At 68.5% G+C, this 23,732-nt stretch carries 27 protein-coding genes and 1 tRNA gene; 6 read left to right on the forward strand and 22 right to left on the reverse strand.

Features of this window, described 5'->3' with window-relative positions; translation table 11 throughout:
• Positions 1–36: 36 nt before the first annotated feature.
• Positions 37–534 carry a phosphoribosyltransferase gene (locus ADK41_RS09150; RefSeq protein WP_030827654.1) on the reverse strand — a complete coding sequence of 166 codons (498 nt, stop codon included), beginning with the start codon at positions 532–534 and terminating at the stop codon, positions 37–39.
• Positions 531–1,106, reverse strand: a complete 576-nt coding sequence (gene dcd, locus ADK41_RS09155) for a dCTP deaminase (RefSeq protein ID WP_030827650.1) — start codon at positions 1,104–1,106, stop codon at positions 531–533. The genes ADK41_RS09150 and dcd overlap by 4 nt, the downstream gene beginning before the upstream one ends.
• A gap of 485 nt (positions 1,107–1,591) precedes the next feature.
• On the opposite strand from dcd, the gene ADK41_RS09165 reads away from it, so the two are divergent.
• Positions 1,592–1,665: transfer RNA gene (locus ADK41_RS09165), tRNA-Gly, on the forward strand.
• A 79-nt stretch (positions 1,666–1,744) separates the two neighbouring features.
• On the opposite strand, the gene ADK41_RS09170 is transcribed toward ADK41_RS09165, so the two are convergent.
• From ADK41_RS09170 to ADK41_RS09215, 11 genes are all read right to left on the reverse strand, one after another.
• Positions 1,745–2,911 (reverse strand): tyrosine-type recombinase/integrase, encoded by a 1,167-nt coding sequence (locus ADK41_RS09170; RefSeq protein ID WP_030827647.1) that lies wholly within the window; start codon positions 2,909–2,911, stop codon positions 1,745–1,747.
• Entirely contained in the window at positions 2,911–3,120 is a 210-nt protein-coding gene (locus tag ADK41_RS09175) for a helix-turn-helix domain-containing protein (RefSeq protein ID WP_030827643.1), read from the reverse strand. The genes ADK41_RS09170 and ADK41_RS09175 overlap by 1 nt, the downstream gene beginning before the upstream one ends.
• 2 nt (positions 3,121–3,122) lie before the next feature.
• The gene (gene repSA, locus ADK41_RS09180) at positions 3,123–4,520 is read right to left on the reverse strand and encodes a replication initiator protein RepSA (RefSeq protein ID WP_030827640.1); all 1,398 of its coding nucleotides are present in this window, start codon (positions 4,518–4,520) and stop codon (positions 3,123–3,125) included.
• Positions 4,521–4,610: 90 nt separating this feature from the next.
• Complete coding sequence (locus tag ADK41_RS09185; protein WP_030827635.1) at positions 4,611–4,922, reverse strand: hypothetical protein; 312 nt, start codon at positions 4,920–4,922, stop codon at positions 4,611–4,613.
• Positions 4,923–4,934: 12 nt separating this feature from the next.
• A complete protein-coding gene (locus ADK41_RS40670) occupies positions 4,935–5,090 on the reverse strand; it encodes a hypothetical protein (RefSeq protein ID WP_106979475.1) in 156 nt (51 codons plus the stop codon).
• Positions 5,091–5,102: 12 nt separating this feature from the next.
• Complete coding sequence (locus ADK41_RS09190; protein WP_030827632.1) at positions 5,103–5,294, reverse strand: mobile element transfer protein; 192 nt, start codon at positions 5,292–5,294, stop codon at positions 5,103–5,105.
• A 1-nt stretch (position 5,295) separates the two neighbouring features.
• Positions 5,296–5,490 (reverse strand): hypothetical protein, encoded by a 195-nt coding sequence (locus ADK41_RS09195; RefSeq protein ID WP_030827629.1) that lies wholly within the window; start codon positions 5,488–5,490, stop codon positions 5,296–5,298.
• Between the two features lie 18 nt (positions 5,491–5,508).
• On the reverse strand, positions 5,509–6,150 hold the full coding sequence (locus ADK41_RS09200) for a DUF2637 domain-containing protein (protein WP_030827626.1): 642 nt from the start codon (positions 6,148–6,150) through the stop codon (positions 5,509–5,511).
• A gap of 83 nt (positions 6,151–6,233) precedes the next feature.
• Positions 6,234–7,589, reverse strand: a complete 1,356-nt coding sequence (locus ADK41_RS09205; RefSeq protein WP_030827623.1) for an FtsK/SpoIIIE domain-containing protein — start codon at positions 7,587–7,589, stop codon at positions 6,234–6,236.
• Positions 7,590–7,592: 3 nt separating this feature from the next.
• Positions 7,593–7,949, reverse strand: coding sequence for a hypothetical protein (locus ADK41_RS09210; protein WP_030827620.1), 357 nt, complete (start codon positions 7,947–7,949; stop codon positions 7,593–7,595).
• A gap of 139 nt (positions 7,950–8,088) precedes the next feature.
• Positions 8,089–8,868 (reverse strand): GntR family transcriptional regulator, encoded by a 780-nt coding sequence (locus ADK41_RS09215; protein ID WP_030827618.1) that lies wholly within the window; start codon positions 8,866–8,868, stop codon positions 8,089–8,091.
• Positions 8,869–8,886: 18 nt separating this feature from the next.
• Here ADK41_RS09215 and ADK41_RS09220 point away from each other — a divergent pair, with 18 nt between their 5' ends.
• Both ADK41_RS09220 and ADK41_RS38985 read left to right on the forward strand, forming a co-directional pair.
• Positions 8,887–9,351, forward strand: coding sequence for an NUDIX hydrolase (locus ADK41_RS09220; RefSeq protein WP_030827616.1), 465 nt, complete (start codon positions 8,887–8,889; stop codon positions 9,349–9,351).
• A gap of 427 nt (positions 9,352–9,778) precedes the next feature.
• The gene (locus tag ADK41_RS38985) at positions 9,779–10,699 is read left to right on the forward strand and encodes a NotI family restriction endonuclease (RefSeq protein ID WP_158717677.1); all 921 of its coding nucleotides are present in this window, start codon (positions 9,779–9,781) and stop codon (positions 10,697–10,699) included.
• Here ADK41_RS38985 and ADK41_RS38990 read toward each other — a convergent pair.
• The 5 genes from ADK41_RS38990 to ADK41_RS09240 form a co-directional block, all read right to left on the reverse strand.
• Positions 10,696–11,688 (reverse strand): DNA-methyltransferase, encoded by a 993-nt coding sequence (locus ADK41_RS38990; protein ID WP_078661972.1) that lies wholly within the window; start codon positions 11,686–11,688, stop codon positions 10,696–10,698. The genes ADK41_RS38985 and ADK41_RS38990 overlap by 4 nt on opposite strands.
• A gap of 236 nt (positions 11,689–11,924) precedes the next feature.
• A complete protein-coding gene (locus ADK41_RS09225) occupies positions 11,925–12,227 on the reverse strand; it encodes a hypothetical protein (RefSeq protein WP_030827610.1) in 303 nt (100 codons plus the stop codon).
• Positions 12,224–12,955, reverse strand: coding sequence for a GntR family transcriptional regulator (locus tag ADK41_RS09230; protein WP_030827607.1), 732 nt, complete (start codon positions 12,953–12,955; stop codon positions 12,224–12,226). The genes ADK41_RS09225 and ADK41_RS09230 overlap by 4 nt, the downstream gene beginning before the upstream one ends.
• The gene (locus ADK41_RS09235; RefSeq protein WP_420706765.1) at positions 12,924–13,220 is read right to left on the reverse strand and encodes a hypothetical protein; all 297 of its coding nucleotides are present in this window, start codon (positions 13,218–13,220) and stop codon (positions 12,924–12,926) included. Before ADK41_RS09235 ends, ADK41_RS09230 begins: the two co-directional genes overlap by 32 nt.
• Positions 13,221–13,392: 172 nt before the next feature.
• Positions 13,393–13,695, reverse strand: coding sequence for a hypothetical protein (locus tag ADK41_RS09240; RefSeq protein ID WP_030827601.1), 303 nt, complete (start codon positions 13,693–13,695; stop codon positions 13,393–13,395).
• Positions 13,696–14,086: 391 nt separating this feature from the next.
• Between ADK41_RS09240 and ADK41_RS09245 the strand changes: the two genes are divergently transcribed.
• The 3 genes from ADK41_RS09245 to ADK41_RS09255 all read left to right on the forward strand — a co-directional run bounded on the left by ADK41_RS09245 (position 14,087) and on the right by ADK41_RS09255 (position 16,044).
• On the forward strand, positions 14,087–14,842 hold the full coding sequence (locus ADK41_RS09245; RefSeq protein WP_053670223.1) for a GntR family transcriptional regulator: 756 nt from the start codon (positions 14,087–14,089) through the stop codon (positions 14,840–14,842).
• Positions 14,843–15,373: 531 nt separating this feature from the next.
• On the forward strand, positions 15,374–15,640 hold the full coding sequence (locus ADK41_RS09250) for a hypothetical protein (protein ID WP_030827597.1): 267 nt from the start codon (positions 15,374–15,376) through the stop codon (positions 15,638–15,640).
• Positions 15,637–16,044 (forward strand): type II toxin-antitoxin system VapC family toxin, encoded by a 408-nt coding sequence (locus ADK41_RS09255; RefSeq protein ID WP_030827594.1) that lies wholly within the window; start codon positions 15,637–15,639, stop codon positions 16,042–16,044. Before ADK41_RS09250 ends, ADK41_RS09255 begins: the two co-directional genes overlap by 4 nt.
• A 759-nt stretch (positions 16,045–16,803) precedes the next feature.
• On the opposite strand, the gene ADK41_RS09260 is transcribed toward ADK41_RS09255, so the two are convergent.
• The 4 genes from ADK41_RS09260 to ADK41_RS09275 all read right to left on the reverse strand — a co-directional run bounded on the left by ADK41_RS09260 (position 16,804) and on the right by ADK41_RS09275 (position 23,615).
• Positions 16,804–19,665, reverse strand: a complete 2,862-nt coding sequence (locus ADK41_RS09260) for an FtsX-like permease family protein (RefSeq protein WP_030827592.1) — start codon at positions 19,663–19,665, stop codon at positions 16,804–16,806.
• The gene (locus tag ADK41_RS09265) at positions 19,662–20,402 is read right to left on the reverse strand and encodes an ABC transporter ATP-binding protein (protein WP_030827590.1); all 741 of its coding nucleotides are present in this window, start codon (positions 20,400–20,402) and stop codon (positions 19,662–19,664) included. The genes ADK41_RS09260 and ADK41_RS09265 overlap by 4 nt, the downstream gene beginning before the upstream one ends.
• A 208-nt stretch (positions 20,403–20,610) precedes the next feature.
• Positions 20,611–21,267, reverse strand: a complete 657-nt coding sequence (locus ADK41_RS09270) for a PadR family transcriptional regulator (RefSeq protein ID WP_030827588.1) — start codon at positions 21,265–21,267, stop codon at positions 20,611–20,613.
• Positions 21,268–21,755: 488 nt separating this feature from the next.
• Positions 21,756–23,615: a serine/threonine protein kinase gene (locus ADK41_RS09275; RefSeq protein ID WP_030827584.1), complete on the reverse strand. Its 1,860-nt coding sequence runs from the start codon at positions 23,613–23,615 to the stop codon at positions 21,756–21,758.
• Positions 23,616–23,732 lie beyond the last annotated feature (117 nt).

Here is a 23,732-nt window from a genome sequence, read left to right on the forward strand (position 1 = left end):
TTGCCCTTCTCGCTTCTCTCCGGCCTCTCAGGCCTCTCAGGCGTCGAGAACCTGCCCGGACCGCCTGACGACCGGCGGCTGAACGCTCCACGGGAAGTTGATCCACTCGTCGGTGCGCTTCCAGACGTACTCGCACTTCACCAGCGACTGCGTCTTCTCGTAGACCACGGCGCTGCGCACCTCGGCGACGGCGTCCAGGCAGAAGTCGCGCACGAGCTTGAGCGTCTTGCCGGTGTCGGCGACGTCGTCCGCGATCAGCACCTTCTTGTCGGTGAAGTCGATGGCGTTGGGCACCGGCGCGAGCATGACGGGCATCTCGAGCGTGGTCCCGACCCCGGTGTAGAACTCGACGTTCACCAGGTGGATGTTCTTGCAGTCGAGGGCGTAGGCGAGCCCGCCGGCGACGAAGACGCCGCCGCGCGCGATGCTCAGCACGACGTCGGGCTGGTACCCGTCGTCGGCGATCGTCTGGGCGAGCTCGCGGACGGCGACGCCGAACTGCTCGTAGCTGAGGTTCTCGCGCATGCCGCTCACACCTGCGTCCGGTGGAAGTTGAGGTAGGACCGCGAGGCCGTCGGCCCCCGCTGCCCCTGGTACCGCGACCCGTACCGCTCGCTCCCGTACGGGTGCTCGGCCGGCGAGCTGAGCCGGAACATGCACAGCTGCCCGATCTTCATACCGGGCCACAGCTTGATCGGGAGCGTCGCGAGGTTGCTGAGTTCGAGGGTCACGTGCCCGGAGAACCCTGGGTCGATGAACCCGGCGGTGGAGTGGGTGACCAGCCCGAGCCGCCCGAGCGAGCTCTTCCCCTCCAGCCGCGAGGCGAGGTCGTCGGGAAGCGTGATGACCTCGTACGTACTGGCCAGCACGAACTCGCCGGGGTGCAGGATGAACGGTTCGTCCCCCTCCGGCTCCACGAGCCGGGTCAGATCCGCCTGCTCGACGGAGGGGTCGATGTGGGGGTACCGGTGGTTCTCGAACACCCGGAAGTAGCGGTCGAGGCGTACGTCGATGCTGGACGGCTGCACCATGGCGTCGTCGTAGGGATCGATACGCACCCGTCCGGCGTCGATCTCGGCCCGGATGTCCTTGTCTGAGAGAAGCACGCCCCGAGAATACGCAAGGCGCGCGGACCGGCCGCAATCGGCCACCCCACGCGCCCTCGCTGTTACCGCTCGCTACTGCTTCTGAAGGCTCACCGGCACGACGCTGCGGAGCCGCGCACAGCGCGGACACCGCAGGAGCCGGCCGGGACCGAGCCGCTCGGCCTTCTGCATCGGAAACGAGGCGGCGGTGAACACGTGCCCATCGGCACAGCGGACGACGGTGCGCTCCATCAAGTCCAAGAGTCCCTTCCCCAAGAGGCCGCGTCTGGCGAACTGCCCGACAACAAAAGCCACATTACGGGATCAAAGGAACAGCCCTCCAGGCGGCACCCCGCACCTTCACCGTACGCCCCAACGTCTGCCCCCCGCAGCCGCATCCATCCCCTGAAACACGGTCAGGCCCCCGGGCTCGAACACCGGGGGCCTGACATGAGGTAGAGTGACGGGGCATCCGGACACCGCTCAACGCGGGGCCTCCGGATTACGCGGGTGTAGTTTAATGGTAGAACATCAGCTTCCCAAGCTGAGAGCGCGAGTTCGATTCTCGTCACCCGCTCCATGCGAAACCCCCAGGTCATCGACCCGGGGGTTCTTTGTTGTCCGGACCGGTGCGCGGGCGTCGCACCACAACCGCACCATTAGCCCGCCGACAGTTCCTCCCCGTAGCGCGCACGGTCGTCGGTGTGGTGCTTCGCACGCTCGGCGCGCACGAGGTCGTCCAGCCCGGCGGCGACCTCCCGCTGCCGCTCCTCGTCTGAGTGCTGGTAGATCAGCGCCGCCTTCTCGGAGGACTGGCCGGCGCGCACCATCGTGTCCCGGAGGGTGGCGCCCGAGCGGGTGGACAGGGTGTGCCCGGTGTGGCGGAGGTCGTAGAAGCGGAAGCCGTCCGGGAGACCGGCTACCGCACGGGCCCGCCGCCACTTCCGCCCGAACGTCGTGCGCCGGAAGGCCGCGCCCTTCTCCCCCACGAAGACCAACCCGTCCAGGCCCTTCTCCGCGAACCAGTCGAGGTGCCGCTTCACCTCCTTCCGGAGGAAGGGCGGGAGGACGACCACGCGAGCACCCGCGTCGGACTTGGTCGGCCCGGGAGCCCGCTTACCGTTGGTGCGCTCCGGCTCGGCGACCCGCACGCGAACCACGAGGTTGTCGACGTCGACGTCCCGACGACGGAGGCCGGCCAGCTCCTCCGGCCGCATCGGACCGTAAGCGCCGAGGTAGACCATGAGCCGCCAGCGGATACCGATCGCGTCGGCGAGCGCGTCGACCTGGGCGACGGTGGCGATGCGGCGTTCCGCCGCCGACTCCTTGCCCGCCCCTTTGATCCGGCAGGGGTTGCGCGTGATCAGGTCGTCGTCGACTGCCGTCTCAAGGATGCCTTTGAGGAGGCGGTACGCCTTGGCGACGGTGGTCTTGGCCTGGGTGGTGCGGAGCCGTTCGGCGCGCCACTCACGTACGCGCGGGGCCGTGATCTCGTCCAGGTCGAGCCCGCCGAACGCCGGGAGGATGTACAGGCGGAGCAGGTGCCGGTACAGGTCCTCGGTCCGAACGGCCAGCTCCCGTTCCTCGACCCACTTCTCGGCGTAGACGCCGAAGTTGACGGCCCCAGCGTCGGGAGCGCGCCAGTCCCCGCGGCTGAGGTCCGCCTCGACCTGGGACAGCCAGATCTCGGCGTCCTTCTTGGTCGCGAAGGTCCCGTCCGCACGGATGCGCTCACCGTCGGGCCCGAGGTACGAAGCCGTCCATCGGCCCGACCGGTACTGCCGCACCGCACCGAAGCGCCGACGCCTGCCCTTCTTGTTGGCCATCAGGCAGCCCTCCGCAGTCCGGCGCGGCGGAGCCTCACCGGTTCCACGGTGTGGGCGGCGAGGTAGTCGCGAACGGCGCTCTCGGGGATGCGGACGTGCCGGCCGACCTTCACGTACCGGATGCGCCGCTCCTCGATGAGCCTCCGCGCGAAGCGGACGCCCGTCCCGAGGCGTTCGGCGACCTGGGCCACGGTGAGGAGTCGCTCCATGGTCACCACTCCCCCTCTGCCCCGGCTTGGTCGCGTAGTGCTTCGCGGGCGGTCTCGCGATTGAGCCGGATGTCCCGGGCGATGGTGGCGGCGAGGGCGGATTCACCGGGGGTGTGGCCGTGTCCGGCGTACTGCCAGTCCGCCAGGACGAGGACGGTCTCCGGCTCGCGGGCGTCCAGTCCGAGGGCCCCGGCGTCCTGTGCGGCGCGGTAGTCGGCGCGTGCCTGGCGGAGGGCGCCGAGGGTGGTGGAGTAGTGGCGGGACTTCGAGGAGAAGTGGCCGCGGAAGCCGAGCATGTGCGCCCAGGCCCAGAGGCGACGGTCCGGGTACAGGTTGTCCAGGTCGCGGCAGGCTGTGATGAGCTGGCGGGTGTGGTCCGGGACCCGGTGACGGTCGAGTTCGGAGAGTTCGCCGATACGGCGGTCGAGGGTGCCGGTGTTCTCTGCTGCCTTGGTGGAGTATTTGGCGACGTACGAGGCGACGGCCTGTTCGGTGATGTCGGAGCCGTCCCCGAATGCCTTGACCGGCCGGACGTCGAGCTGTGTGCCCCAGCGGAAGGACCGGGCGGGTTGGTCCCCGGCGGCCGGGACGGAGACCGAGGTGTAGGAGTGCGCGGCAGCCGCGGCGATCGCGTCGGCGAGGACACCGGCCGTGGCCCACGCGGGCGGCGGTGTTCCAGGCCCCTCCGGCCCATCCAGCCGGATCACCGCATGGAAGTGCAGGGCGCCCCGCTTCTGGAACTCGGCGACCTTGCCGTACGAGAGACGTACGTGGTCGGCGAGTTCCCGGCGGGGAAGGCCGGCGCGGGCGGCGAGTTCGCGGCGGAGCCGAGTGGTGAAGCGCTGCCAGAGCTGCCCAGCATGGTTGTTGAACAGCACCGCGCCCGCGTAGTCGTACGTCGCCGGGTCGAGGGCGGTGCCCAGTTCCGGGGCGTCGGGAGCGTGGCGGGTGCCGCAGCGGCAGACGCCGTGGTCGGGGCGGTTGTGGACCGGGCCGAACGAGGGCGCGGTGAGGGTGACGAAGACGCGCGGGTGGTCGCGGACGGTGGCAGGGATGTCGCGGCGGTCGTCACCGGCGAGGCCGGCGCGGATGAGGTGGTAGGTGTCGCCCGCGTAGGTCCAGGCGCAGGCCGGGCAGCGCGAGGCACGGCGGTTGCCGCAGGCGAGGCGGAGGCGTCCGCCGGGCTCGTCGGCGGTGGTGTAGTGGTGGAGGGTTTCGCCGGTGGTCTTGTCCTTGTGGAGGGTCCAGCCGGTGAGGTGGATGGGGTCGGAGCAGCCGCCGGTACGGCGGATCTGGTCTTCCCAGCGGGTGTAGTCGGAGGCCGAGGCCACCCGCAGCAGGTCGCCGAGGGTGATCGGGTCAAGCAGAAGCTCAGGTGCGGACAGGGCGCGATGCGCCATGCTGGGTGCTTCCTTCCGGTTGTGAGATCGGAGAGGGGACGGCTCCCGGGCGGCGGATGCTTGGCGGTATCGAGGCCGCCCGGGGGCCGGTCAGCGACGCTTGGCGTCGGCGTTGACGAGCGAGCGGATCACCAGTGCGCAGACGGCGACCGAGGCGCCCGTGATGGCGACGGCCAGGAGCAGGGAGACCAGGACGGCGCCGACGACCAGGACGACGGCGGTGCCGCCGCCGACGAGGGCGAGCGCGGTGCCGGGGGTCAGCTGGACCGTGGGCCGGGTCGGGACCGGGACGGTGGCCGGCGGGATGGAGGTGCCGGGGGTGATCGTGGTCGGCTCGACGACAACGGGCGGGGTGACCGTGCCGGTGGGCTGGGGCATGGTCGGGAGCTTGGGCCGGAACATCAGCGGATCTCCTTACTTGACGGCGGAGTCGATGAGCGGGGCAAGCACGCTGTCGGCGAGGAGGAAGCCGCCGAGGAGCAGCACGGCGATCAGCCACCAGGGCGGGCGGACGAGCTTGACGCCGAGCCAGCCGACGACGATCAGGGCGAACCAGAGCGGGACGTCCATGACGGTGGCCTCCTAGCGGACGCGGCAGCGGTGGGTACGGGCGGCGAGCTGAGCGGCGGCGCGGGTGGTGTAGTCGGCGGACCAGCCACAGCCGTCGTTGCTGCACACGGCGGCGTGCTTAGTGGTGCCGTTGCGGTCGCGGTGGGTGCCGATCTGCACGGGGCCGATCCGCATCACGGAGTGGAAGAAGTCGCGGGCGGGCATGTCAGTCGGTCTCCGTTCGGGTCGGGGCCGGGTCGGGGAAGGTCGCGCGGATCGCGGCGGCGGTGGCCGGGTCGGAGGTGAGACGGGCGGCCTCCTCGGCGAGCAGGTGGGCGAGGTAGGGCCGGTTCGCGGCGGTCATCTCGCGGGCGGCGTCGAGGTGATCGGCGGCGGTCAGGTCGTTCGGGTCACCGAGCACGGCGTATCTCCTTTCGGATCAGATGAGTTGGGCGGCGATCGCGTCGGCCAGGTGCGGCGGGACGCCGAGGCGGGCGCGGAGGGTGTCGGCGTCGATGCGTGCACCGGTCCGTTCTTCGTGGTCGGCGGCGACCTTGCGGGCGTGGTCGACCAACGCGGCCGGAACGGCAACGGCCGGCGGGGCCGGAGCGGGGTGGACCGGCAGGAAGGTCGGGGCAACGTCGACGGAGTCGACCGGGGCCGGTTCCGGCTCCACCTCGACCACGGGGTCCGGGGCCGGCGAAGCCGAGGTGCGCCCCGCGGACGAGTGGGCGAGGAGAGTGCCGCCCATGAAGGCCAGGGCAGGCCAGGCGGCGACGAGGATGCGCAGCCAGGCCGGTACGTCGTCCAAGTCGAGGAGTCCGGCGGTGGCGACGTTCGCGCCGAGCGAGGCGACGAGGGCGATCAGGAACCAGCACCACGCCAGCCGAGACGGCCCGTCCGTACGCAGTCGACGCCAGGCGGCGACGAGGAGCAGGTCCACGGAGACCGGGTAGGCCCAGGCTTTCCAGCCGTCCTGTCCAGCGGCGGCGGCGAGGTCGTGAAGGTGGGCGAAGGACAGTGCCCCGGCGATGACGGCCTGAACAAGCACGGCGTCCACGCGAAGGGCGGAGCGGGTCATGACGGCTCCTCCTGTGATCAGGCATGGCGGGGGTAGGGACCTGGCGCGAAGGGCGGTCGCGCCGACCGTGGGGTGTGGAGAGGTCAGGCGGTGGCGGGGGCTGTCTTGGACAGCGGCGCACGGGCCGAGGGCAACGCGGCGACCGGGGGCCGGAACGCGGCCAGGGCGGGGAGGTCCGGGGTGCGGTCGGCGTACTTGTTGCAGGTGTTCACGGCGTGCCGTAGCGAGGTGTGCGGGGCGCGGATGCGGTGCCAACCGCCGGTGGAGTCCCCGGCGATGGCGAGCCCGCGGGTCTCGGCGGGGATCTGGATCGCAGCGAGGACGGCGTCCGGGGCGATGTCTCCGAAGGCCATGTTCGCCGAGGTCTCGTCGTTGACGCGGTGGGCGGTACGGCCGGTGAGCTGGGCGCGCAGCATCGTGATGCCCTTGCCGAGTTCCGAGCCGAAGCGCTGCCCGCAGATCTCCAGGTAGATGCCGGCCGCGCGGCCGAGCTGGGCGAGGCGGACCAGGGCGGTGATGATCCGGTCCCGCCGCTTCTCCTCCTCCTTGCTCGCGAAGAGGGCGAGTTCGGCGACCTCGTCGACCAGAACCACGACCGGCACCGGCCGCAGGTCTTCGGGCAGGTCCCAGATGTCGGCGGCGATCTCCGCATCCGGCACGGCGACGCTGACGCGCTGCTCAGCCCGGATGAGCTGATACACGTCCCCCATGTGGGAGACCAACGCCTCCAGCAGCTCCAACGCGGTATCGGGATTGTCGGCGAGCGCGGAGAACCGGCGTGCCAGCGGGAAGAGTTCGACTCCTTGCTTGCAGTCGATGCCGACCAGAGCGACGTGCTGCGGGGCGAGCCCGGCGACTAGGTTGCGCTGATAGACCGACTTACCGGACTCCGTCGCGCCGAGGGTCAGCCCGTGCGGGACGGCACGGTAGTCGCGGTAGTGGACCGAACCGTCCTCCCGCAGCGCCACGGGAACCCGCATCGGGCGAGCGTCAGTCTTGGCAGGCATCTGCACCCGCTTGAGTACGTCGTAGCCGGTCATCCGGATCTCGACGACGCCCGAGCGCAGCTCCCGGGAGGTGACGCCGTACATCCCGAAGGAGTGGCGCAACCGGTCCGAAGCGGCGGCGACGTCGAACGCGTCCTGTCCGGGCCGGAGTTTGAGCCGCAGGACCAGTCCGGTACGGGTCGGTCGCAGCCGCAGGATGCGCGGTGCGCGGGACTCCGGCGCCGGGCGGTTGGTCATCCGGGCCAGCGTCAGACGCCAGCGCGAGGGCGGGACCGTCAGGCCGCAGGCGTCCATGACCGATCCGTACCGGACCAGTACCCGCAGGACCGCGAGGGTGACCCCGAAGGTCAGCCAGTACCAGGCGGGACGCCGCCACCGCAGGAGACCCGCAGCGGCGACGACCACCAACAGTAAGACCGTCGGCCACGTCACGGCTCAGGCCGCCTTCGAGGCCGGGTCGACGTCGACCAGCGAGGTGACGGCGACCGCGCGGAAGGCGATCCCGTGCCGCTTCTGGCCGTTGAACTCGTTCTCCCACGGCCGCGCGACCAGGCCGGTGAGCGCGACCGGGGTACCCATGGCCAGCTCACCGGAGAAACCGGTCTCCGGAACGGTGATGGAAAGGATCTCCACCTCGTCGTTCGCCGCGAACATCACGTCGACCGTCATCAGCTTGACGCCGGTCTCCATGTCGGTGGCGATCTCACCGGTACGGCGGTCACGGACCTTGGGCTGCGGGGCCTTGGCGACCATCACAGTGGCACCGGACGTCTCCACGGGAATCTGACGCACAGCAGGTCACTCCTCTATAGATGTTGAACTCCGCCACTCATGTACATGAGTGATGGGAAGAAGAGTGCCTGACTCCTGTACATGAGTCAACCCGCCGCGGCTACGAAGTCACGACGGGTTGCGAGGAGTTGAGCGGGCGTCAGTCGGCTGCAGGGATCCGGTACTCGAAAACGAACTGGTCAGCGGCCATGAGCGTGTCGCAGACCTCGACCACGAGACCGGCCGTCGTACGAGCCTCACGGATCAGGTGAACCACCGGCGCACCGGGGCTGAGCGCCAGCTCGGACGCTTCCACCTTCGAGGCCGGCCGCGCTTGCAGCGTCTCGACGAACTCGGCGAACTCATGCCCGTGGTCCTCGAGTCGGGCATAGATGCCACCACCGCCCGGGTTCTCGGCGAACAGTTCCGGGATCTCCTTGACGACATCCCACGGGAGGTACGAGGAGGCGGTCTCGACCGGGGTGCCGTTGCGGAAGTAGAGACGCCGGCGCGCGAGCACCTGAGTGCCGACGGGAACGCCGAGCCGCCGGGCTACGTCCTCGGGAGCCTCCATGGGCCCGATATAGAGGACGCTCACCTTGGCGGTGGCACCGGACTGCGCCGACTCCGCGAGATACGCAGCCTTACCGCCCTGCCGAAGCGACCGCCGGAACCGATCCGACGACCGATGCCGCACCGGCGGACGATCCTTCACGATCGAACCCTTGCCGTGCCGAGTCTCGACAAGCCCACTCGCCCGCACCTCGACCATGGCCTTACGGATCGTGCCACCGGACACGCCATAGCGCTCCACCAGCTCCGACTCACTCGGCACCATGTCACCGGGCTTGAGCACACCCGCCCGGATCTGCCGCACGATCTCATCGGCGATCTGCACATACCGAGGCCCCGACCTGCCCCCCTCTACCGCAGTTCCCATAGCCGTTCTCCGCCTCCTATGCTCCTGTACATGAGTCAATCACAGGAAGCAACGCCCTCACCCCTGCACTCCGTATCCGTCGCCGGAGTCGTGGTGCGCGAGGACGGGCGCCTCCTGGCGATCCGCCGAGCCGACAACGGCACATGGGAGCTCCCCGGCGGAGTGCTCGAACTCGACGAGACCCCGGAGGCCGGCGTAGCCCGCGAGGTCCTGGAGGAGACCGGCATCCACGTCGAGGTGGACGAACTCACCGGCGTCTACAAAAACACGACCCGAGGCATCGTCGCCCTGGTCTTCCGCTGCAAGCCCTCCGGCGGCACCGAGCGCACATCAAGCGAGTCGACGGCCGTCTCCTGGCTCACACCCGACGAGGTCAGCGAGCGCATGGCCGAGGTCTACGCAATCAGACTCTTGGATGCCTTGGACGGCAACGGCCCCCATGTACGAAGCCACGATGGCAAGCAGCTCATCTCAGCGGGATAAGACTTTCCCTACATTCATCAAGCCCGCGCACGGCGCGGGTGCGCGCCGCCTCTGCGGCGCGGCCCGCCTCCTGTCTTCGCCCCGGCTGGCCGCGCCCGGCGGCGCGCTCGGCGGCTGCGGGCATGAAGTGGAGACACCCTCTGTGGCTGGGGCGGTCGGCTCCGCGGCTTTACGCAGCCACTTTGGGGCGAGCCTCGAAGATCATGGCCCCAACGTCGTGCTTTACCGGGCAGGTCCACAGACTGCCCGACGCGCCGGAAGCTTACGGGGCCATGATCACTCGCCCCAAAGCAGCTCCAGCCCAAAGCCGCTCCACCGACCTGCGATTGACCCCAAAAGCTGCGCCAGAGACCCCGATGATGTACTTAGAGAGCAAGATCACAGCAGCGATCTCGACACCTCGTCACGAATAGGGGTTATGCGAAATATGCCTGAATCGAAACAAAGAGGAAAAATCTTCCCGATCGTAGAGATTTACGGGCATCCTCACGATTCGAACGCTGCTCACGCCCAGAAAGCTCGTGAAGACTCACTCTGCCCTTTCGCCGGCGGCCCTTGCGAGAAAAAGCAGCAGTATGACATGGGTTACTGCTCTGTTACCTACCAGGCGAATTGGGACGATCGACAACATCCTTATGCCGTATGTGATCACAGGCTAGATGGCATGCCTACAGAGTGGGCAGTGCGAGATTACTTCGGTGATCAGCCGGCTCGCCTAGTCGCGGAAGTTACAGTGACACAAAAACCGCGACTCAATCTTGATTACGTAGCATATACGCACGATGTCAACCATCGCGGCGAAATCAAAGCAATCGCTATCGAGACTCAGTCGATCGATCTACGCGGTGGGAGCGTGCGCCCTGCTTGGGATGCTTGGGAATCTGGTGAGCCGGAAAAATGGCGAGAGTACTACACCAGAGAGGCAAAGAAGAATAACAGGCCTGACACGGTCAACTATGGGGTGAATACTGGCAACGTCTACAAGAGGCTAGGTACCCAAGTTGCCGAAAAGGGGGTTTACCTGGAACAGATCTCCGTTCCACTATACGTAGTGATGCAGCAAAAGATCCTGCAGCAACTTAGATCGCGCATCGACTTTACACCCCTGAGTAATTCAGACCCATGGGACATCACTTTCATGGGGTTCGACTATGACGGAACCCAATTGGACGACGGTCGACTTGCAATGCCACACGTGGAAACCGTCCGAACAAGTGTCGAAAACTACACGCGAGCAATGTTCTCGAATGGGAAATTGAACATTACGCGCGCAGACTTTGAGGCTAAAGTGAAACGTAAGGCTGCCGCACAGTTGCGGCAGCGCACCGCCGAGCATCGTCTATTCTAGAAAAGCGCGTCGCGCCGCTCAAACACTTCACCTGTTTCTTCCTGCTCTTCCTCGTGAGCTGAAACTTTGCCTGCGATGTTTTTTCGCGCAGACTTAGAAAAGTGAGGCGTGATTTCAAATCCCAGAGCACGTCTGCCATTTTTCACAGCCACAGAAAGTGCGCGACCTGTCCCACAGAAAGGATCTAGAACAAGCCCGTTCGGCGGGCAAGAGCTAAGGATTCTCGGCTCAATCAGCTTGGTAGGAAAAGTGGCCGAATGACCGTCAGATCCTGGAGCAGCGTTCACGGTCACAACATCCCGTGCGCCGTCTTCCACTGCTGTCATGTCGTAGTAGTACTTAGCTCGCCCCTCCTTGGGGCGCTTCACGAAGTGGAAGAAGTGTTCATGAGCTAGCCGCAGACGGTCCTTCTCCGGCCTAGGCGGCACGTTACGCTTCTCCCAGATGACGTCATTTCGCAGAATCCAGCGATTTTCCTGCATGGCGATTGCGAATCGTGCAGGAATCAAGAGAAGTTGCTTCTCCTGCCGGAAGCCACCCATTGGCGTCTTTCGGCGCATACGGGGATTATCTCCCAGCCCTTGCCTCCCATCCAGCCGAATGCTGGACCAGCGGGCAAAATAAGTATCCCCGATATTTACCCACACACTCCCACCAGGCTTGAGTGCTGCCGCACCTCGCTGGAAGAATTCAGCAAGGTTCGCCACATACCATTCAGGCAGCGGCTCCATTCCCAGACAACCTCCGTGCATTCGATACCAATCATAAGGAGGCACTTGCTCCTTACTCCCTCCTTCTGCCAGCCACTCATTGAGAATTTCCTCATTGTGACTCAAACCGTACGTGCGAAGACCCCAGTACGGAGGCGAAGTGATGATCAGGTCGACCGATTCAGGTGGAAGCTTCCCCAAGAGGTCATATGCGTCCCCTTCGCAGACTTCAGCCACTTGCTTTTGGCGAGGAATTGAGATTTCCTCGGAATTTTCCATACTTACGAGACTCCTTACGTTCGACCACTTCAACTTCGATGCCGACCAATTCTAGCATCACTCGCCATATAGCTAAGTCAGCAAGGTGCGGAAATCTTACCTGACCTCCGCACGCTCAGCTCTCAAATAGACATCAGGGCGCACCCCCAAAACGACGAATAAATTTATTTTCTCCCCCCGAGAAAATCATGAGAAGTGCCGGACCAGAAGGAATTCCTCCTGATCCGGCCACGTCTTCAGGAGTAGCGGGTTTCAGATGTTGCCAGGCGGTGACCGCGACTGGTCGCCACACGGAGCGTGTCCCTCAGCGCTCCGGTCAGGCCCTTTACCAGAAGCCGCATGTCGTCCGGGGACGTGTCGGCTGCGGTGAGCATGTCGATCGCCTGATCCAGTAGTTCGGTTGCCATGCCGAGTTGTACTGACTCGATGTTGTCGGCCAGGCGGGACATGTGGCCGTCGTTGTCATCGGTGCTGAGGAAGCACGGTTTGCCGTCGGGCCCCGTCCAAGGGAGGAGCCGCAGTTCGTTCGACATCGTCATCCTTCCGCCAGCCTCTCGTCGATCACGTGGTGAGTGGTGAACACCGCGTCGGCGCGGTCCCCCGGCAGGACCAAGAGGGCGGCCTCGACCACGCGTCCAGCGGTGTCGGTCGTCTGCCGTGTTACGGCGAGGACTGCCAGGGCGGAGCTGATCCGAAGGGTGGATGCTTCATCCGGTGTGGGGCAGCGAACGCCGATCTCCTCCCGGACTTCCGCCAGCGGCGGGCGGAGCTCCATCAGCCGCGTCAACACTCCCTCGTACGGGAGCGACTCGCGGAGTACGGCGGCCGGCGCGAGGTCACAAGGGATGTAGATCCGAGCCAGGCTGTGAGGCCTGTCGCCTTCGTGACCGAGACAGAGGATCTCGGTCAGTGGGCTGCCGGTCGGCGTCCTCAACAAGGCCGTAAGGTGCCCGCGGGCCCGGACCCTGGTGGTGTGGACGGTGACACTCAGGGGTGCGAGATCCACGGCCTGTGTGCCCGGGGTCCGTCCGCCTCCCCTGTACGTGATCCTGCGGAGGGGACGGCGGACGAAGTTGCCCTTGCCGTGAACCTTTTCGACCAGGCTTTCCGCCTGGAGCACGGCGAGGGCGTTTCGTAGCGTCGGCGTGCTCACCATGTACTGCGCGGCCAAATGCGCCTCAGAAGGGAGGCGGTCACCGGGCTTGAGCCGGCCGGTGGCGATCCGTTCCCGGAGGTCATCGGCGATAGCGTCGCGTCGCGAGGGCACGGGTGGTTTCACCGCCTCTCGCTCGCACGAGCCGCAGGGCAATGAGCCGGGTCCCCGTGTGGATGGACAGCAACTCGCCCGAGTCGAACACGAGTCGTTTCGCTCCGCCGGGCAGTTGGAAGAGGTCGGTCACCCGGCACTGCTGGCCTCCGATCTCGATGACGTCACCGCGCTGCACGCTGGTCGAAGTGATCTCGACAGGGGAGAGCACCGCGCCGCCGAGTTCCGTTCCCCTCATCGTGCCGCCTCCGTTGGTGCCGGGCACTTGGCGATGGTGTGGCACGAGCAGGCACAGGCCTCATAGATCACCGGCACATCGACCGGAGCGGTGACCGGGGACGACTCCGCACAGGCGTGGTGCGTGCCGATGCGGCAGAAGGTCGACCGGTAGGAGTCTGGCCCGGGTTGGGTGGTGGAGGGCTGTTGGCGGGAGGACATCAGCGGCCCCCTACGAGCGCCGACCATGCCTCAGCCGACAGACGCGGCACCACGATGACCGAGCGGTGCCGTGCGCGTCGTTCCCAGGCCAGTACGTACGGGCGGACGAGCGCGACGTCTTCACCCACGAGCAGACCCGCACGGTTCGGGTACCGCTCCCGGTCGGCCGCGGAACGGCCTGTGGGTTCAGGACGCGCGAAGACGGTCACCGGACGGGGATGCGTCGAAGGGCGGCGGTGCCTGCCCTTGGGGAAGTGCCGCTCTCTGGCGAGCAGGACGGCACGACGGATACCGTTGAACATGCTGATCAGCTCCTCAGGGCTGATGGCCGTGCCCCCGGGCGGCGGGTACCGCTGCGGGGGTTTTGTCGTTGACTCCGGCCCAGACACTGAGACCGTCCTCGCTGCTGTCGACGAGTCCGAACGCGTCGGCCATCGCGAGTGCTGCGAGGAGCTCTTGCCACTGCTCAGGAGATAGGGCGTGAGGTACGTGCGCCTCCACACGACCGCAACCCTTGCCACGCGTCACGGTGGACACGATGCCCAGGGCTGCGAGACGTGCGGTCATCCTGTCGACGCGACCATCAGGGGGTAACACCAGACGCTCTTTCGGCTGCACCATCCCCCCTCAAGATCTAGTTAGCTAAGAGCGAGCTAGTTATCTAGATTAGAGGTAGTGGTCTAGATTTTCCATATGTCTGAGCAGCCGCCGTACCTTCACATCGTTGACGTGCTACGACAGCGCATCGCCGATCAGGAGTGGGTAGCGGGAGACCGGTTGCCGTCCCGCGCGCAACTGGCACAAGAGTGCGGAGTGGGCGAAGCCGTCGTTCGTCGCGCGCAGGAGATGCTGATCTCTCAGGGTGTCCTGGAGGGCCGCGCAGGCTCGGGAACCTACGTCGCGGAGCCGCAAGAGCGGGTGCGCATGGTCCGCTCGCGGCAGCACGAGCACACCGACGGCTCGCTGTTCCGCGCCGAAATGGCCGCGCTCGGCAAGAAGGGCACGTGGGAGAGCCGCAGCGAAGCGATGGTGTCGGCGCCGGCGGACATCGCGGCGCGTCTCGACATCCCCGAGGCGGACTACTGCGTGCGCACGTCGTACGAGTACCTGGCAGACGGCAAACCCGTTCTGCTGTCGACGAGTTGGGAGCCGTACAGCATCACGTCCGGGACACTCGCGGTTCTGCCGGAGGGCGGACCGTTCGCGGGGATGGGCGTGGTGCGACGCATGGCCGAGATCGGCATCACGGTCAGCCGGGCGACGGAACAGCCCGAGCCCCGGCAGGCGACCGCCGAGGAGGCGTCACTCCTGGGCGTCCAGAAGGGCGCTTTCGTCACGCACATCCGGCGGACGTACTACAGCGACGACGGCCGCCCCGTGGAAACGGCGGACATCGTGGTTCCTGCCGCCCGCTGCGAGATCGTCTACGAGATTCCGATCTCTCGATAGCCGTCCGCGCGTTCCCCGCACCACAAGCGCACCAGACCGAGCGGGAAACAGCGGGGAACCACGGTTAAAGCCACCGAGGCCGACGAGGCGGCCCCCAGGCCGTTCATGCAGTTCAGCAGCCAAATCAGCCGCAAATGATCGCAGCTTCCCAAGCTGAGAGCGCGAGTTCGATTCTCGTCACCCGCTCCAGAAAGAAGCCCCAGGTCGGCAACCTGGGGCTTGTTGCTTGTCTAGACCATTTCCGAGCCCCGTGCCCTCCGCGCGCCCAAAGCAGCCACATCGCCCCTGAGGCAGACGACAGCCGGCACCCACTCAGCCCTCGTCGCTCCCGATGCACCTGCGGCAATGACGCATCGTCCGACCCCGCCAGGCCGGACCAGCGCAGCGGCGGTTTCCGAGATGAGAAGAGAGAGTGGGCGACACACAAGCACCTTTGCCACGGCCGTCGGACCAACGAGGGCGATACCGGGGCGCACGGTAGGTCAGGTCGCCCGATGGACGCTGTATTACTTGCTGTCGTACAGTGGAGCCATGGCTACCCAGCGTGCGGGAAACACAGAGAACGTCTCCGTCTCCCTGCCTGTCGAGCTACTCGCCGTACTGCGGGAGCGGACCGGGAAGCGCGGACTGTCGTCCTACATCACCGAGGCTGTCCGGCATCAGCTCGAGATGGACGGCCTGGCGGAGATCGTCGCCGCTCAGGAGTCCGAGCACGGCCCTCTGACCGAGGCGGAGATCGAAGCCGCGTCCCGGGAGCTCTTCGGCGACGCCGGACACGCAGGAAGGCACGCCGCGTGAGGGAGGACGCCGCCCGCTCGGTCGTCCTCGATTCACAGGCTCTGTCGCTGCTCCTGCGGAGCGACCGTGCGATGACGGCGCGGATCGAGGCGACCCGGAGAGCCGGTCTGCCCGTCCGCGTCTCGGCACTGACCGTCGTCGAGGCCGCGCACGGCAGGACCGACATGCCTCGCCTGCACTGGTACCTGTCCCGCCTCCGGCTCGAAGCCGTGACACCGGAGGACTCACTCGAAGCCGTCAGGCTGCTGAAGGAGGCTGGGGGACTACACGGGCACAAGTACGCAATCGACGCCCTGGTGGCCGCAATGGCGCTCCGCTCCCCAGCTCCCGCCCTCGTTCTCACCTCGGACAGAGATGACTGGACCAGACTCTGCGGTGACCGTGTCATCATCCGGGACGTCTGACGCCCCGGACAGACCGTGCGCAGCCGCAACCGGCCACCTACGCGCACCCACCGCCGGCCTGGAACAGGTCACCTCGGAGCATCCTGGCCACTCCTCGGCAGGCCGCTGGGCCGCGTGCCCTCCGCGTGCCCTCCGCGTGCCCGTACGAACGGACAGCAACGGTCTGCAGTGGTGTCTCCCGTCACCCGCGTCATGGGTCGCGGCCCATGGAACCGCAGGTCAGACGGTCAAAATCACCCAAGCGCCGTCGCTTCCCAAGCTGAGAGCGCGAGTTCGATTCTCGTCACCCGCTCTTCTCCAAGCCCCGGGTCAGCGACCCGGGGCTTGTTTCATAGGGGTCTCGTTGCTGCGGTTTGCGAGTGCTCCCGCACTCCGAGATGGGGCACGCAGAGGGCACGCACGCCTTGCGAGGGCGTCGCCATCACGTCGCAGCATGGCGCTGACCTTTACTTTCACACAGACGAGCCGGAGGCGAGCCCTCAGCCCGCTGTTCCCGGGCGATGGCGGACGCCCGTCCTGCACCTGCTTCGTCGTGGGCGGCACACAAACCCCTTGCGAGAACGGGTACTTGACCGCCGAGGGCCCTGCGTCAGAGGGGAAGGTCGTCGGGGAGCACCCAGAACGCCTTATAGCCCTGCGACCTGTCATTCCTCGGCATCTCCATGCCGCCCTTCTCGCGCACGCATGCTTTCCCACACGGTGTGCCCCTGGACGAGGGTGATCCACCCTCGTCCAGGGGCACGGTCCGGCAACGGAGACTCAGTGCGCGGCGCGGCGGGCCAGCGCCCCGCGCGAGCGGGTCACCAGCGCGGCCAGCAGGGCGGCGCCGAGGGGCACGGCGACCAGGAGGGCGGCGAGTGTCTCCCAGGGGACGACGATCGGCACGTACGGCGGGGCGTCACCGACGCCGACCCACCCCTGGTCGAGAGCCTCCTGGTAGGAGCGCATCTGCTCGCGCTCCTCGGTGAGCCGCAGCCCGACCGCGGGCAGGACACCGGCCGCCGAGCCGAGGACCACACCCATCGCGGCGACCACACCGCACTGGAAGCCGCTGAGCATGCGGCGCACCCGGGGCGGGGCGCCGACCGCGGCGAGCGTCTTGAGATCGGCCTCCGCGTCGGCCTGGGCGAGACCGGTGGCTATGCCGGCCGCACCGATGGTGACCAGGCCGGCGAAGACGGTCAGCGCGAGCAGGACGAGCCCGTTCTCGTCGACCCAGCCCTGCTCCAGGGTCAGCTCGACGTTGCTGCCGAGCTTGGCGATCTCGGCGTCGAGCCTCTGCCGCTGCTCGGAGCTGGGCACCCGGTCGGTGCTGAAGAAGGCGCCGAGGGGGACGGTGGTCAGTCCGGCGGCCTTGGCGGCGGCGGGGCTGAGCACGCTCTCCACTCCGTAGGAGTCGGGCGAGCCGGGCACCTGGTAGGCGGGGAAGGACTTCAGCTCGCCCGGGACCGGCTTGTTCTGCTCGACGGCGCGGTCGGCGGCCTTCGGGTCGGTGATCAGCTTGATGCCGACGGTGCCGTTCCTGTCGACCTGGGGCCTGTGGAAGCTGAGGAGCTTTCCGTCGGCGAGGGCCTTGGCCGCACCCGGGTCGTCGATGCCGAGGACCTTCAGGAGCGGGGCGTCGGCGACGAGGAGACCCTCCTCGACGTAGATGCCGTTGCCGTCGTGCGAGAGGCAGCGCCAGTCCTTGGCAAGGGCGCGCCGCTGCTCCTTGGTGTACTTCTCCACCAGGTCGGAGCCGTCGGGGGCGATGGCCCACAGCGGGCACTCGTTGGCCGGCGGGATGACGACGTCGAAGCGGCCACAGCCCTCGCCCTCGCCGTACGGGGCGCAGCCGGGCTTGCCGACGACGATCCGGAACACGTCGGCGCGGACGTCGACGGGCAGCGTCCGCTGCACGGCGTCGCGGACCGCGGGGACGTCCCGGCCTCCCTCCTCGGTGACGAGCGCGGCGCCGGCCCCGTAGGGCAGGCTGGCCCGGTACTCGGCCAGACTCTGGGCGTCGCGGCTCGCGGCGTACGTCGAGACGGCGACGGTGCCCGCGACGGCGGCCAGGACGGCGGCGACAGCGGGTGCCGTACGGCCCCGGTTGCGGACGGCGTCCCGCAGGGCGAGGCGCGGCGAGAGCGGCAGCCAGCGGCTGGCCCGGCCGAACAGGCCGACCAGGGCGGGCGTCATGGCGACCACACCCAGCTCGGCGATGGCCGAGCCACCCGCGACCAGGACGAACTGGTCGGAGACGACCGAGCCGTACAGGGCGATGGCCGCGCCGAGCAGGACAGCGCCGAAGCCGATCAGCGGCAGCACGCGGTTGCTGCGGCGCACGCCGCGACGGCCGGTGAGGGAGGCCAGGACGGTCTGCCGGGAGGCGGTGACGGCCGGGATGACCGCGGAGAGCAGGCCGGTGAGGACGGCGAGCGCGGCGATGGCGAGCAGTTCCAGCGGCCTGACGGTGAAGCCGCCGAACCGCTGCCCCATGTAGTCCTCGAGGAGCGGCCGGAGGGCGAAGGTCAGGACCAGGGCGAGGACAATGCCGACCAGGGCCGCCGCGACGCCGATGACCAGGCCGCCGCTCAGCACGATGGCCCGGATATGGCTGCGGGCACCGCCGTTGGCGCCGACCAGGCCGAGCTGGCGGCGGGAACGACGGGCGCCGACGGCGAAGGCGGGACCGGCGAGCAGGCAGATCTCCAGCATCGCCAAGCCGACGACCGTGCCCACGGCGGCGAGCGCGGCGGCGTCGGCACCCCCGCTGTTCTTGGCCCACTCTTTTCTCTGGTAGAGCGGCACCTCGGAGTCGGCGGGCGGGTCGAGGACCACGACGCGCGAGGTGACCAGGACACCCTTGGCGTTGATCGCCTGGACCGTGTTCCACGTGAAACCACCGGCCTTCTTCACCAGGTAGGTGGTGGAGACGTCGGGCTTCGGCAGTCCGGCCTTCTCGACCGCCTTGGCGTACGGCGCCAGGAAGGCCCCCGGCAGGGCGTTGACCTGCTGTGCCGTGAGGTCGCTGGGCAACTCGTACGAGCCGCTGATCACATAGGTGCGGTCGAAGCCGCGGGCGGTGAGGGTGGAGCCGACGGACAGCCCGCTGCTCTCCAGGAACTGGGTGGTCGCGGCGATCTCGTCGTTCTTCTCGGGGAAGCGGCCCTCCTGCAGCCGCATGATGCCCCGGGCGACGGGATCGTCGGCGGCCAGCTCACGGACCTCGGTCTGGAGCAGACCGTGAGTGGTGGTCAGCTTGGCGGTGCCGCTGCTGTCGGTCAGCACCGTCGAACCGGCCGGGATGGTCTTGGTGACATCGGTCGGGCCGTCGGGCCAGGACGTGCCCGGCGAGTAGTAGTCCCCGGCCGGGGTGTTCTGCTCGCCCTCGGGGTCCTGCAGGATGGCCGCGCCGCCCGTCCGGGCGTCGGAGAAGCGAGCGTCGGCGGCACCCAGGGTGCGCTCCACCCGCTGCGCGGGGGTGAGTTGGGCGCTGCGCAGGGTCAGGTCCAGGGCGCTCACGCCCAGGATCGGCAGCGCGATCATGGCGAGGACGAGGAAGCTGCGGCCCTTGGAGCGCCAGGCGTCACGGCGGGCGATGCGGACCGCGGCCCGCCAGGAGTGGAACCAGGTCGTCACCGCTGGGCCGCCCGGCCGGTCAGGAGCGAGTCGGCGTCGCTGCGTAGGGTCTGGTCGACGACGGCGCCGTCCCGCAGGAAGACGACGCGGTCGGCCCAGGCGGCGAACCGCGGCTCGTGGGTGACCATGATGCCGGCGGCTCCGGCGTCGCAGCGGGAGCGCAGCAAGGCCAGCACGGACTCGCCGGTCTCGGAGTCGAGGGCGCCGGTGGGCTCGTCGGCGAGGACGAGCCGGCGGTCGCCGACGAGGGCGCGGGCGATGGCCACGCGCTGCTGCTGGCCGCCGGACATCTCGTCGGGGAACCGGTCGGCGAGTTGGCCGAGGTCCATCTCGGCGAGGGCGGCGAGGGCCTCGGTGCGGGCCTTGCGAGCCGATATGCCGTCCAGTTCGCGGGGCAGGGCCACATTCTCGGCGGCGGTGAGGGCCGGGATGAGGTTGTAGTCCTGAAAGACGTAGCCGATGCTGCGGCGGCGCAGGGCGGCGAGCCCGTTGACGCCGAGGGCGGTGATGTCGGTGCCCTCGACGAAGACCTGCCCGGAGGTGGGGTTGTCGAGGCCGCCGGCGATGGTGAGCAGGGTGGACTTGCCGGAGCCCGACGGGCCCATGACGGCGACGAGTTCACCGGGGTGGACGTCGAGGTCGATGCCGCGCAGGGCGTGCACCTCGGTGGCGCCGGAGCCGTGGACGCGGGTCAGGTTCCGCAGACTCAGCACGGGCTGCTGCTGTTGTGTGGACATGGTTTCCCCTCGGGCGTACGCCGGCGAGCGGCCGGACGCCGGTGCGACGGACGGACGGTCGTTGGCAGCGCCGTGCGTACGGTATGGGTCTGGTCGGGTGGTTCGGAGTCTTCAGGTGCTACGAGTGGGTCGGGTGGAGCCGGTGGACTCGGTCGGCCCTGTGGGTCCGGTCGTTCGGGCGCTCAGGGCCGGTCGTGAAGGTCGGACGTCACGGGCGGTGGCGTGCGGCCTCCTCTGCCCCGGCCGCCGCCCGCGCCCCCGTCCCCGCCGCTCCCGCTACCGCCCCCGGCGAGGCCGGCTCCGGCCCCGCCGCCTGGGCGGTCGACGAGAGACGGATCAGCCGGGACTCGCAGTGGTCGAGCCAGCGCGCCTCGGCCTCGGTCTGGAAGATCAGCTGCTCCAGGACGAGGAGCCAGGCGATGTCGTCCCGCTCCCGGTCCCCGTTCTTCTCCACGGCGGTGAGGGCCTGCGCCTTCAGCCGGGTGTAGTCCTGCATGGCCTTCACGGTGTGCCGGCGCTGGGACTGGATGACGTCACGGATGTCGACCCCTGGCGCCCCGACGGCCATGGCCAGCTTGATGGCCAGCTCGTCACGGGCCGGGCTGGTGCGGTCGACGGGGTGCTCGAACCAGCTGCGAAGTTCGACGCGACCGCTGTCGGTGATCGCGTAGAGCGGGTGGCCGGCCTCGTCCTCACCGTCCTGCACGACCATGCCGTCGCGTTCGAGCCTGCTGAGCGTCGTGTAGACCTGACCCACGTTGAGCGGCCAGGTGGAGCCGGTGCGGAACTCGAACTCCGTACGGAGCTGTGAGCCGTAGCGCGGGCCGTGTTCGAGGAGGGCGAGAAGCCCGTGGCGAATGGACATACCGAGTATGTATACCGAGTAAGTTCGCGTGGACAAGCGTCCTGAGGCGGACGCCGGAGGTCCGACTCAAGGGGGACCCGGGCCGTCGCGAGCCGCTCAGCGGCGGCGCATCCGCACCCCGGGGAAGCCGATGCCGAGGCCCGCCAGAGCCGGCCCCACGCCCAGTGTGAACACGGGAATCCGCCGGTCGGAGGGGCCGAGGGGGGCCTCGGTGCCGGTCCCGTGAGCGGCCGCCGAGCGGCCGCCGACTGCTCGGCGGGCAAGCTCTCGGCGGCCGGGGCGTCCGTCTTGGGTACCGCATCGACCCCCTCGTCCGGCTCCTCGGCGGGCTCCTCCTCTGTTGCCGTTGTCGTACGAGCGGGCTTCACCGGGCTCGTGGAGGACGGCGAGTCGGAGGGGTCGGCCGGGCCGCTCCCGACCCTCCCCCGCCGGCCCTCAGGCAGGACGAGCGGTGCGACAGGACACGGATCTCTTCCGCGGCGGACGGGTCAGGGCGCCTTCCAGAGGGTCAGCTCGGCGATGTAGTCGCGCGCCTTGAAGCCCTCCTCGTCCTTCTGGACGACGACGTCCTTGATGGAGAGCATCGCGAGGTTGTCCTCGTCGGTGACCGTGCACAGCAGCGTGCCCGGAGTCAGTTGTTCGCCCTGTGCGTCGTCGCCGAGCTCGGAGGGCACCACGTCGGCCGCCGCGCCCTCGGCACACTCCTCGGGGGTGATGCCCGCGCTCTTTCCCATGGTCGTCAGGAAGCGCAGGGTGTAGGTGCCGCCGAACTCCTCGTACTGCAGTTCGTTTCCCTTCCCCTCGCTGAGGGCTTTCGCGTCGATCCTCGGTGCGTCCAGGTCGACGTTGGTGTAGGAGATGCGGTTGGAGGTGAACTGGGCGCGCAAGGTGAGCGGCTTGTCCTTGAAGATCTCCGTGTAGCCGTTCGGCGTCGCGTTCGCGTGGGACGACGCGCCGCCGGCGCCCGGCGCGGTACCGGCGGGAGTCCGGGATGCGGCGGCCGGCGGCGAGGTCGGTTGTCCGCCGCTGCCCTGGGCGTTGTCCGTGTCGTCGCCGTGCGTGAAGACCCAGGCGGCCGTCGCGACCACCGCCAGGGCCAGCACGGCCGCGCCGACCGTCAGCGGGGTGCGGCTGCGGGCCGCCGACGGGGCTGCCGACGGGCCGGGGAGGTGGGGTGCTCCCTGCGGGAACGGGGCAGGGGATCCGGTCGGCGGCGTCGGCTGTGCCCGGCCGTGGCGCGGCTGCTCACCGGGCCGGGAGGCATGGGTGGGTGTGTATCCGCCGGACGCCCCGGCAACCGACGGCGCGGTGTCCGCACCCGCCACGGAGGGTGGGGGCACGGTCGCGGCATCCGCCACGGAGGGTGGGGGCACGGTAGCGGCTCCCGCCACGGTCCCGGAAGCCGCTCCGGGCCCGGTCTCGGCCTGTTGCCGGGCGAGTTGCTCCCGGCGGGCGATGTCCGCCGCGACGGGCGCGGGCAGCCAGCCGGTGAAGTCACGCAGCGGCCGCCCGCTCAGCTCATGACACAGTTCCGCCAGTTCCGAGGGCGTGGGGCGGGCGGCCGCGTCGGCGGCCAGCGTGCGTTCCAGGACGGCACGCAGCGGTTCGGGATACGCCGTCAGGTCCGGCGGGCGGAACTCGCTGTTGGCGATCTTGGTGGCCAGAGTGAGGGATCCGGCGTCACCGTAGGGGTGGCGGCCGGTCGCGGCGACGGCGGCGATCAGGCCGAGCGAGAAGACGTCGGTCGCCGGTGTGAGGTCCTGGCCGTTGGCGTGCTCCGGCGACATGAACTGAGGGGTGCCGATGAACCCGCCGCTACGGGTGAGCTGGGTGGAGTCGGCGGCCCGGGCGATGCCGAAGTCGATGATCCAGGGGCCTTCGGAGCCGATGAGGATGTTGCTCGGCTTCATGTCGCGGTGGATCACGTCGGCCTTGTGCACGGCGTGCAGTGCCTCCGCCGCGCACCCGGTCAGCTGCAGCACCGTGGTCAGCGGGAGCGTCCCGTGCCTGGTGAGAAGCTGGTCCAGGGCGAGGCCGGGGACGTAGGCGGTGGCCAGCCAGGGCTGCGGGCCTGTGGTGTCGTGGTCGACGACGGGGACGATGTGGTAGCCCTGCACCCTGCGGGCGGAGGTCGCCTCCTGCTCGAAGCGGCGGCGGAACTCCTCGTCCTGGGCGTACTCGCGACGGATCACCTTCAGGGCGACCGGCTGGTTGCCGCGCGTACGGGAGAGGTAGACGCATCCCATGCCGCCCTCGCCGATCCTGGCGAGCAGGCGGTAACCGGCCACCTCTCGCGGGTCTTCAGGGTCCAGCGGGCTCAACTGGTCGCTGCTTCCAGTGCTGTTCAAGGTTCTCGGCCCTCCCGTCACCGGCGTGATCGTACCGACGTGCCCGCGCCAGGGGTAGGCATCCGAGGAGATCGAGGAAGAACAGCGGAGTACGTTGAGACGCAGGGGAGTTGGGAT

The sequence above is a fragment of the Streptomyces caelestis genome, assembly GCF_001279005.1.
Lineage (GTDB): Bacteria > Actinomycetota > Actinomycetes > Streptomycetales > Streptomycetaceae > Streptomyces > Streptomyces heliomycini.